Here is a 10,080-nt window from a genome sequence, read left to right as displayed (position 1 = left end):
CCATTATTTTCAGACTTATTTTGCGCGACAATACGCGTCTTTTTTTAACTCAAATCGGGTAGTTTTGCGGCAGCGCTTTTCTCTATTCCAATAAGCGGCATTAAATTATCAACCGCGGAAGCATAATTAATTGCCGAACTCCAGCCATCATACTCAGCGATTATTTTCGCCGAGGTGGCCTGCCAGACATCCTGCTCAACGCTGAGCAGATCGTTAATGCTCCGCTTGCTCAGGGTGTACTCATTTTTATAAACATCACGGGCGCGCAGCGCATTTTCCAGTTGCTGTTTCCCGGCCTCCATTCTTCCCCGCGCGCCGGTCCAGTCCGCCTGCGCGACGGAGGCTTTTTGCAGGACGTCGAAACGCGCCTGATCGACCTGAGAGGAGGCCATCGCCCGCGCGCCTTCAGCCTGCCGCACGCGTGCAGAGACCGCGCCGCCCTGATAAAGCGGTGCGTCAATGTTGAGTTGGATCTGGTCGTCCCAGTACGAACGGTTGTCAGACTCGTAACGGGTACGTCCGCCCTTCAGGCTGAGGGTCGGCCAGTGCTGGGACTTCGCCGTCTCCACGCCATACTGGGCAGAGCGCTCCATGTTTTGCGCGGCCATGACCGCCGGTATCAGCGAATAATCAATGCGGTTGAGCGAATCAGGTTCAACCGCGAGGTTTGCGGGTACAGGCGAATAGTTTTCTGCCTGCATGCCGGTTAATACCGCAAGCCTTGCGCGGGCGCTGTTTAAGGCGGCCTGATACTGCGCGACCGTTGCCTGCATACCGGCAATACGCGTGCGGGTCTGGAGCTCATCGGAGGTCGAGCTCACGCCCGCGTCGGCGCGCAGCTTCGCCAGCTGCTCAACATTTTTCAGCGCCTGAACGTTCTCCTTTGCTGCCTGCAGCAGATCGGCATAGCGTTTGACCTCGACATAGCTCAGCGCCGTTTTTTCCGCCACGTCAGAGAGCGTGCTCATCAGCTGGTAGCGATAGCTATCGCGCTGGGCGGAAGACTGGCTGATGCTGTTATTGGTCTTGCCAAAATCATAGATCAGCTGCGTCAGGCTCAGTCCCCAGGCGGCTGAATTCTTCAGCGACCCGCTGGAATCGGTGGTCTGGCTATGGCCCGTGCTCCCGTTCAGCGATATTTGCGGCATCCAGCCGCTGCGCGCTTCATCTATTTGTGCCTGACCAATACCGAGCTGCGCAGCCTGCTGACTAATAGACGGATCGCGATCGATAGCAAAAAGAATACTTTCTTTTAAGGTGGTCCTGGCAACCGGGGCAATACCCACCTGATTACTATTGGCGTACGCCGTATTTATGGCTAATGAAATGAATGCCAGCGCTGCTGTAAATCGGCGTAACATTGGCTTTCGTAATATCGTCATTTTATCTCCCTGACTCTGAGTGACACTGAAGCAATTACCCAAAAAGAGGTATAGATAATTAGACAAATATCTTTTTTAGCATCCTTGCCGAATTTTAGGTAAAACTCCCCATACCCATTTCCCCCTGGAGATGAGATCTGCCTGCGTCTTATTTAATTAAGAATTTACTTATTTCCTAAAGTGGTTAGCAGCATAACAAAATGTGTTATAGGCCACTACACCCACAATGTTAATGTGGTGTTACAATTAAGAAAAAAGATGGGGTTTCTGGACAAAACTCTTAAAATGACCTTTCAGATGAAACATATAAACCGTCTGTTATTTAAGGAAAATTCTTAATTTGCTCCCTGCACATTTTTGCGTTAATTTCCGCGCGGGTCAGACACAAAGATTTTCAAAGAAGTGTCAATTTAAGTAGCCAAACAGGATGAATTGGGATTTATCGCTATTAAAAAACTAATTAAAGCAATTAATATCTATAAATATCTATTTTGTCGAAACTTAACTCCAGACAATGGTGTTGCACTGGTTACATAATCCAAACCGTTAAATAAAACATAACAATAACATTATGATTAACATTCAAAACGGCTTGCTTATACCTGTTTAATAAAATTTTAATAATCACGCATCTGAATCATCACACCTCTCCCCGACACCAAAACGACTTTGCCCTTTTCTCTGCGTTAAAATGCTGTATTATGCAAACTATTGCGACATTTTGCAGGAACGCACACCGATGCACAAAACCGCACGACAACGCCACGTACTGGATATCCTGAGCGAGCAAGGCCAGGTCAGCATCACTGAGCTGGCAGAAAAGCTGCAGGTTTCAGCCGATACCATCCGTCGGGATCTGACCGACCTGGAAAACCAGGGGCTGGCGCAGAAGAACCACGGCGGGGCCATCGCGCTGAATCTTTCCGCCATGAACCGTCAGGGCCGCAATACGCTGCTGCCGGAAACCAAACAGCGCCTGGGAAAACAGGTCGCCCAGCAGGTCCCTGCGGGTTCTACCCTGTTTCTGGATGCGGGCAGCACGGTGATGGCTGTCGCCTCCTTTCTTCGTGGGCCGCTCACCGTCATAACCACGTCGCTGGATATCGCCCAGCATTTTAGCGACCGGGAAGACGTTGAACTGATCCTGCTCGGGGGGAAATGGGACCACCAGCAGCGCCTGTTTGCCGGAAGCGCCACGTTGTCGTTGCTGTCCCGCTATCGGGCAGATATCGCCATCCTCGGGGCGTGCGCCATTCATGCCGAACTCGGTTTGAGCGCCGGTAAAGAAGCGGATGCCGATGTTAAGCGCGCGATGCTTGACGCAAGCCATGCGCACTGGATTGTTGCCGACCACCTGAAAGTCAACCGCTGCGAGCCGTATCTGGTTTCCGGGTTATCCAACATTCAACAACTCTTTTTAGATCGTCCCTGGCCTGAGCTTGGGGACCCTGGCGCATTGCAGGTCACGGTGTGCGCGAATTAACGTGGAGAAGTTCATGAGTACAGTTCGAACAATTAACATTGCGCTGATCGGGTATGGATTTGTGGGCAAAACCTTCCATGCCCCGTTAATCCAGTCTGTGGACGGGCTTAAGCTGGCCGTGGTCTCTTCTCGTGATGAAGAGAAGGTTAAACGCGATCTGCCGGACGTAGAGGTGGTCGCCACCCCTGAAGAGGCTATTCAGCATCCTGATGTTGACCTGGTGGTGATTGCCTCCCCCAACGCCACGCACGCCCCGCTGGCGACGCTGGCTCTGAACGCCGGCAAGCATGTCGTGGTGGATAAGCCTTTCACCCTCAACATGCAGGAAGCCCGCGACCTGATTGCGCTGGCGGAGGAAAAGCAGCGTCTGCTCTCCGTCTTCCACAACCGCCGCTGGGACAGCGATTTCCTCGGCATTAAGCAGATTATTGAGCAGGGCACGCTTGGCAAGGTCAAACACCTGGAGTCGCATATCGACCGCTTCCGCCCGGAAGTGCGCGTGCGCTGGCGCGAGCAGAACGTCCCCGGAAGTGGCTTATGGTTTGACCTGGGTCCTCATCTTATCGACCAGACGCTGCAGCTCTTTGGCCTGCCGCAGTCGGTTCAGGGGAATATCGCGACGCTGCGCGACGGTGCAGAAATCAACGACTGGGCGCACGTGGTCTTAAACTACCCGGAGCATAAGGTGATTCTGCACGCCAGCATGCTGGTGGCGGGCGGTACGGCGCGCTTTGCCGTCCACGGGGACAAGGGCAGCGTGGTGAAGGCCAGAATCGATCAGCAGGAAGCACAGCTGCTCTCCGGGGTGATCCCCGGCAGTGAGGCCTGGGGCGAAGACAGCGACAGCATGGTGTTCTTTGGCGCTGACGGCGCATCGCAGACGATCCCTACCCCGAAAGGCGATCAGCGTCAGTACTACATCAACGTGCGTAATGCGCTACGCGGGGAAATCGCCAATCCTGTCCACCCTGTTGAGGCATTAGCGGTGATGGCTGTGCTGGAAGCGGCGGTGACGTCGTCGGAAACGGGGTCAACGCAGACGCTGGCGTTAACGGCTGAAGAGCGTGCTCTGTTGGGTTAAAAAACAAGCCGGGTGGCGCTGCGCTTACCCGGCCTACGATTCAGAGCCGTTTGTAGGCCCGTGCAAGCGAAGCGCCGCCGGGCGAGAAGACTACGAACGCTTTTTCGGCATCATGCGCAGAAGGGTATTATCTTTCCAGAAATAGTGGTGCATCAGCGCCGCCGCGGCGTGCAGGCCAATCACAAAATAGCCCAGATTTGCCAGCGTCTCGTGCCACTCTTTCAGCATATCTACCAGGTCAAAATTGGACTCCGCCGCATGCGGCATCGCCAGGCCAAAAGCAAACCAGTCGCTGCCCCGGTTATACATCATCACAATGCCAATCAGCGGCAGCGCAATAAACAGCAGATACACCACCAGATGCCCCAGATGAGACATCCCCGTCACCATCGCTTTTGGCTTCGGTTGAATCGGTGGTGCACGGAATTTCAGGCGAACCAGCAGACGCGTCACCATCAGCACCAGGATACTGATCCCGCATGAGACGTGGATCATGTTGATCGTCGGGCGCGCGGTGCGCGGGAAGAAACCTCTGAACTCCATGGCGCAGTAGGCGACGATGATTAACAGAAACACCAGCCAGTGGATGCCGATTTGCAGGCTTGTATATTTAGTGCGCATGTGATTTCTCGATTAAAAACAGTTACCGCGCCAACATAATCTCCTTTCCTTAAAAATTCATTAACTTTTCTGTATGGTTTTTCAAATACATCCTCCCGCATGAAGCATCTTCAATTGCCGCCCTGCCCGTGATGGTCTAAGCCTGGATGAGTTCAAACTGTCACATCGACACGTTTACAGGAGAACACCATGAGTAAAATTGGCATTAACGGATTTGGACGCATCGGACGTCTTGTTCTGCGCCGCCTTCTTGAAACCCAGGACAGTAATACCGTCGTCGCCATCAACGACCTCACCTCTCCAAAAGTGCTGGCCTACCTGCTCAGGCACGATTCCAACTACGGTGGCTTCCCGTGGAGCGTGGATTTCACCGAGGATGCGCTGATCGTTGACGGTAAAACCATCGCGGTCTATGCCGAAAAAGAGGCAAAGCACATTCCGTGGAAAACCGCGGGCGTGGATATCGTCGTGGAGTGCACCGGCTTTTATACGTCTGAAGAGAAATCACGGGCGCACCTGGAGGCGGGCGCGAAGAAGGTGCTGATCTCTGCGCCCGCGGGGGACATGAAAACCATCGTCTACAGCGTGAACGACGAGACCATTGACGCCAGTGATACCATTATTTCCGTCGCCTCCTGCACCACTAACTGCCTCGCCCCGCTGGCAAAAGCCCTGAACGACGCGTTTGAAATTAAGGTGGGCACCATGACCACCATTCATGCCTATACCGGTACCCAGGCGCTGGTGGATGGCCCGCGCGGGAAAGATCTTCGCGCCTCCCGGGCGGCGGCAGAGAATATCATTCCGCACACCACCGGCGCCGCAAAGGCCATCGGTCTGGTGATCCCTGCGCTCAGCGGCAAACTGAAAGGCCACGCCCAGCGCGTGCCGGTTAAAACGGGCTCCGTTACCGAACTGGTGGCCATTCTGGGCAAGAAAGTGACCGTTGAGGAGATTAACGCCGCGCTGAAAAAGGCCACTCAGGGCAATAAATCGTTCGGGTATACCGATGAAGAGATTGTGTCGTCAGATGTGATTGGCTCGCATTATGGTTCGGTGTTTGACGCCACGCAGACGGAGGTGTCAGAAGCGGGAGACCTTCAGCTGGTGAAAGCCGTTGCCTGGTATGACAACGAGTATGGGTTTGTGACGCAGCTGGTGCGGACGCTAGATAAGTTTGCGGCGCTGTGATTTTCCCCCTCACCCTCTCCCCAATGGGGCGAGGGGATCGTTCCGTGCCTAAATTATTTTACGTGCGCCCTTCAGGACAGGATCCTGCTGCAGCTGTTTCCACGCGGCGGTGACGGCCTCGGGGAATTCAACGTGAGCAATATAATCCCGCCCGGCCGGGCCATAGCCGTTGGCGTCATCATACAGGCGCGGCAGCTCCCCCATAACCAGTGAAAGGTAACGGTCAACGGGCCACAGCCCGGTGTGGCCCTCGCTGAATTCCACGCCCTCGTTACCGTTTTGCAGCGTCGGCGTAAACCCGGGATGGCTTATCCACTGCGGTGAATCGGGCTCATCACGACACACGCGGGCAAACGTCGCCATCGTGCGGCGCTGCATCGTCGGATCCTGCACCACCAGCACCCGCCCGGTCGTTCGATGATGCTGTTTCAGCATGTTCCAGCTAAAGCGCGCGTTTTCACCGCAGTTGGTGGAGCGATCCTCAACCCACAGACGCGCCTCGGGGATCTGCCAGAACGCCCGCGCAATGTCGGCAAGAATGCTCGCTTCGGCCCGCCCTGTGACCGGTACGGTGTGATAACGCGGATGGCTGCCGATGGCAGCATATAAAAAGGGGGTCGAATGCCCGATACCGCCGCTGATCAGAAGCGGTACATCTCTCTGGGCGGCAATACGGCAGGCCGCGTCAATGGTGGGGATCACCGCGTTTCCGGCCAGAATCACCGCATCGACTTCCGGGCTCGGACGGGTCGCGCTCAGGTCGTCCTGCGCCAGCCATTCACCGACAGTATTGAAGGCCGCCAGCGTGGCATCCGCCAGAACGGGAAAATGGGGCTGAACCATGGTGAACTCCTCACGTTGTTGAAGCGCCGAATTTATCATTTTTCTGAAATAACCAGAAACATCCAAAAATCATCGGGTTGCACCTGCCTATTATGCTTTTGATTTCCAGCCCTACAAAACATTGTATTGTGCAGGCGTCATGAAAAAGCACCCAACGCTGCTTATTTCGCCGTGATCTGACCAGTTTTATCCCCCCTGCGCTTGCCAAAGACAACATCCAACCCTAAGTTGCTTAACAATTTCACAACCTTTTTTATCAACACAGGTTGCACCTGAAGCGCGCCAGGTGACACCTCTCTCATCATCAACGTGGCGGGGTTTCAGGTCATGACAGAACATGAAAGTACGACGACGGTGTTACGTAAAAATAAAAAGGTGTTAATCGCAAGCCTTACCGGGAGCGCCATTGAATGGTTTGACTATTTTCTCTACGGTACGGCGGCCGCGCTGGTCTTCAATAAGATCTTTTTCCCGATGGTCGATCCGGTGATCGGACTCATCCTCTCTTATCTCTCTTTCTCATTAACCTTCTTTATTCGCCCCATTGGTGGGGTACTTTTCGCCCACATCGGCGACCGCATCGGACGGAAAAAAACCCTCGTGCTGACCCTCTCTTTGATGGGAGGTGCAACCGTTATGATTGGCCTGCTGCCCACGTATGAGATGATTGGCCTCTGGGCGCCTGCGCTGCTGATCCTGATGCGCATCATTCAGGGGATGGGCATCGGCGGTGAATGGGGCGGCGCGCTGCTGCTGGCCTATGAATACGCGCCAGAAAAACGTAAAGGCTTCTTCGGCAGTATTCCGCAGGCGGGCGTCACCATCGGCATGCTGATGGCAACCTTTATCGTGTCGCTGATGACCCTGTTCAGCGAGGAGGATTTTCTCTCCTGGGGCTGGCGCATCCCGTTCCTGCTGAGCTCGGTGCTGGTGTTGCTCGGCCTGTGGATCCGCAAAGATATTGACGAAACGCCCGATTTTCAGCGAGTCAAAGCGTCCGGTCAGGTAGCGAAGGCTCCCCTGCGCGATACGCTGAAACATCACTGGCGTGAAGTGTTGATTGCCGCCGGTTTGAAGGTGGTTGAAACCGCGCCGTTCTACATCTTCTCGACCTTCGTGGTGAGCTATGCCACCAGCACGCTGACGTATCAGAAATCGCAGGCGCTGGAAGCCGTGACGCTGGGAGCCCTGGTGGCGACCATTATGATCCCGCTAATGGGGCTGCTCTCCGATAAGGTAGGCCGTCAGCGCATGTACGCAATCAGCGTCTTCGTGCTGGGCCTGTTTATCGTACCGTGGTTTATGCTGCTCAATACCGGCACCACGTGGGGTATCGTGCTCGCGACGGTCATCGCCTTTGGCGTGTTGTGGGCCCCTGTCACGGCGGTACTCGGCACGCTGTGCTCTGAAATCTTTAGCGCAAACGTGCGCTACACCGGCATTACGCTCGGCTATCAGCTGGGTGCCGCGCTGGCTGGCGGTACCGCGCCGCTGATTGCCACCGGCCTGCTGGCAAAATACGACGGCGACTGGGTGCCGGTGGCCTGGTATCTTGCCGTCACGGTGACCATTTCTTTAATCGCGATTTTCTGCGCCAGCCGCGTTAAGCGCGCCACTCTCATCCAGGCGCAGCCCGAACGTCTCTGACCCTTCCCGGCCCGTCCTGCGGGCCGCTCTTTTTCCTTAAATTTCCCTTCACCATTTGATTAACATGCGTAAATCATATTCACTTGAATTATCATTTGCGGGAGTCGTAGAATCGCTAGCCCGCTAATTATTCAATCATTTCTAAGGTAAACGACGTTATGCGCCTGCCCGAACGCGACCCTTATGCTCCTCGCGAGTGGCAGCCACATGAGAAACCCGCCCTGCTGGGTTCGCCCTCCACGCCCGAACACAGTACGCCAAAACGCATTGCCTATGGCGTCGTGGGCCTGCTGGTCTGCCTGACGGGAGCGCTGGGGAATGCGGTGGTAACCGCCAACCTGCAAAATTTGCAGGGGACCTTCGGGGCCTGGTCGACCGAAATCGCCTGGCTGCCCGCGGTTTATGTGATGACCAACATCTCCATCAACCTGCTGCTGGTGAAATTCCGCCAGCAGTACGGTTTGCGCGCCTTTACGGAAGGTTTTCTGGTGCTGTACGTGCTGGTGACCTTTTTCCACCTGTTCGTGAACGACCTCAGCTCGGCGCTGATGGTGCGCGCCGCGCACGGCATGGTGGCCGCCGCGCTTAGCTCGCTGGGGATTTACTATCAGATCCAGGCCTGGCCTGCGAAGCACCGCCTGAAGGCGCTGACCATCGGCATCACCGGTTCATCACTCGCCATCCCGCTGGCGCGCCTGTTTTCAACCGAGCTGCTGCAGCTGGACGAGTGGCGCGGGCTTTATTTCTTCGAGCTGGGACTGGCGCTGATCTCCCTGGCCTGCGTCATCGCCTTAAAACTACCGCCGGGCGACCGGCGCAAGGTCTTTGAGAAGAAGGACTTTATCACCTTCTTTTTACTGGCCCCCGGGATGGCCCTGCTCTGTGCCGTCCTCTCTCTGGGCCGCCTTGACTGGTGGTTCGAAGCGCCGTGGATCGGCTGGTCGCTGGCGCTATCGCTGGTGCTGATTGTCGCAGCCATCGTCTTTGAACATAACCGCAGCAACCCGCTGCTGAACACCCGCTGGCTGTCGAGCGGCAGCATCGTCCGCCTGGGGCTGATTATGCTGCTGATCCGTATCGTGCTGGCCGAGCAAAACACCGGCGTCATCGGCTGGCTGCAGTACGTGGGCTTACAGAACGAGCAGATGACGCATCTGGCGTGGTCCATTTTCGCCGGGATCGTCTGCGGGATTGTCACCAGCTGTCTCACCATCAAGCCGACGAAACTGGCGTGGCCAATCATTACCTCTCTGGCGCTGATGATTGTTGCCTCGCTGCTGGACAGCCAGTCCAACAACCTGACCCGTCCGGATCAGCTGATGGTAAGCCAGTTCCTGCTGGGCTTCGGCAGCGCCTTCTTCCTGGCGCCCGCTATGCTGGCCGCCATTGGCGGGGTGATCGCCGACCCGCGTAACCTGGTCAGCTTCTCGGTGATGTTTGGCATGAGCCAGAACCTCGGCGGCCTGCTGGGCTCCGCGATCCTCGGCACCTTCCAGACCTGGCGCGAGAAATACCACTCCAGCCTGCTGGCGGACCAGCTCACCACGCTCAACCCACTGGTCAACGAGCGAATTCAGCTTTATACCCAAATGTACAAAAGCCTGATTGGCGACAGCGCGCTGCTGGGCACCCAGGCGATAACGCAGCTGCAAACGGTCACCGCGCTGGAGGCGAATATTCTGGCTTATAACGATACTTATCTGCTGACGGCGAGCATCGCTGCCGCCACGCTGGTCTGGATTTTATGGCGCTTGCTGCGCCTGCGCATCACTGCCCGTCTGGCGCTGAAGAACGCCACCGGCAACAAATAATTGAAAGAGTTCTGGAGAGTT

The 10,080-nt window shown here is 55.7% G+C and carries 8 protein-coding genes; 5 read left to right on the top strand and 3 right to left on the bottom strand.

The annotated features are described in order from the left end of the window. Window positions 1-44: 44 nt before the first annotated feature. On the bottom strand, window positions 45-1,382 hold the full coding sequence (locus ACHH0Z_RS16665) for a TolC family outer membrane protein (RefSeq protein ID WP_045410083.1): 1,338 nt from the start codon (window positions 1,380-1,382) through the stop codon (window positions 45-47). Window positions 1,383-2,121: 739 nt separating this feature from the next. Here ACHH0Z_RS16665 and ACHH0Z_RS16660 point away from each other — a divergent pair. Continuing rightward, window positions 2,122-2,865, top strand: a complete 744-nt coding sequence (locus ACHH0Z_RS16660; RefSeq protein ID WP_045410080.1) for a DeoR/GlpR family DNA-binding transcription regulator — start codon at window positions 2,122-2,124, stop codon at window positions 2,863-2,865. Between the two features lie 13 nt (window positions 2,866-2,878). Further along, entirely contained in the window at window positions 2,879-3,946 is a 1,068-nt protein-coding gene (locus ACHH0Z_RS16655; RefSeq protein WP_045410078.1) for an oxidoreductase, read from the top strand. Window positions 3,947-4,036: 90 nt separating this feature from the next. Here the strand turns inward: ACHH0Z_RS16655 and cybB are convergent, their stop codons facing one another. Then, window positions 4,037-4,567, bottom strand: a complete 531-nt coding sequence (gene cybB / locus ACHH0Z_RS16650; RefSeq protein WP_021242559.1) for a cytochrome b561 — start codon at window positions 4,565-4,567, stop codon at window positions 4,037-4,039. Window positions 4,568-4,756: 189 nt separating this feature from the next. Between cybB and gap the strand changes: the two genes are divergently transcribed. Next, window positions 4,757-5,758, top strand: a complete 1,002-nt coding sequence (gene gap, locus ACHH0Z_RS16645) for a type I glyceraldehyde-3-phosphate dehydrogenase (protein ID WP_045410076.1) — start codon at window positions 4,757-4,759, stop codon at window positions 5,756-5,758. A gap of 48 nt (window positions 5,759-5,806) precedes the next feature. Here the strand turns inward: gap and ACHH0Z_RS16640 are convergent, their stop codons facing one another. Continuing rightward, window positions 5,807-6,601, bottom strand: a complete 795-nt coding sequence (locus tag ACHH0Z_RS16640; RefSeq protein ID WP_045410074.1) for a YdcF family protein — start codon at window positions 6,599-6,601, stop codon at window positions 5,807-5,809. A gap of 327 nt (window positions 6,602-6,928) precedes the next feature. On the opposite strand from ACHH0Z_RS16640, the gene ACHH0Z_RS16635 reads away from it, so the two are divergent. After that, window positions 6,929-8,248, top strand: a complete 1,320-nt coding sequence (locus ACHH0Z_RS16635; RefSeq protein WP_044596393.1) for an MFS transporter — start codon at window positions 6,929-6,931, stop codon at window positions 8,246-8,248. 158 nt (window positions 8,249-8,406) lie between these two features. Then, on the top strand, window positions 8,407-10,059 hold the full coding sequence (locus ACHH0Z_RS16630; protein WP_008502308.1) for an MFS transporter: 1,653 nt from the start codon (window positions 8,407-8,409) through the stop codon (window positions 10,057-10,059). The last annotated feature ends 21 nt before the right edge of the window (window positions 10,060-10,080 follow it).

Source organism: Enterobacter cloacae complex sp. 2024EL-00227, assembly GCF_043945315.1.
Taxonomy (GTDB): domain Bacteria; phylum Pseudomonadota; class Gammaproteobacteria; order Enterobacterales; family Enterobacteriaceae; genus Enterobacter; species Enterobacter roggenkampii.
This window is presented reverse-complemented; position numbering and strand designations above follow the sequence as displayed.

What these genes read in the sequence shown, in the direction of transcription:
- ACHH0Z_RS16630 (WP_008502308.1), top strand. Translation starts at nt 8,407, where the DNA reads ATGCGCCTGCCCGAACGCGACCCTTATGCTCCTCGCGAGTGGCAGCCA.
- ACHH0Z_RS16665 (WP_045410083.1), bottom strand. Translation starts at nt 1,382, where the DNA reads ATGACGATATTACGAAAGCCAATGTTACGCCGATTTACAGCAGCGCTG.
- ACHH0Z_RS16635 (WP_044596393.1), top strand. Translation starts at nt 6,929, where the DNA reads ATGACAGAACATGAAAGTACGACGACGGTGTTACGTAAAAATAAAAAG.
- cybB (WP_021242559.1), bottom strand. Translation starts at nt 4,567, where the DNA reads ATGCGCACTAAATATACAAGCCTGCAAATCGGCATCCACTGGCTGGTG.
- ACHH0Z_RS16660 (WP_045410080.1), top strand. Translation starts at nt 2,122, where the DNA reads ATGCACAAAACCGCACGACAACGCCACGTACTGGATATCCTGAGCGAG.
- ACHH0Z_RS16655 (WP_045410078.1), top strand. Translation starts at nt 2,879, where the DNA reads ATGAGTACAGTTCGAACAATTAACATTGCGCTGATCGGGTATGGATTT.
- gap (WP_045410076.1), top strand. Translation starts at nt 4,757, where the DNA reads ATGAGTAAAATTGGCATTAACGGATTTGGACGCATCGGACGTCTTGTT.
- ACHH0Z_RS16640 (WP_045410074.1), bottom strand. Translation starts at nt 6,601, where the DNA reads ATGGTTCAGCCCCATTTTCCCGTTCTGGCGGATGCCACGCTGGCGGCC.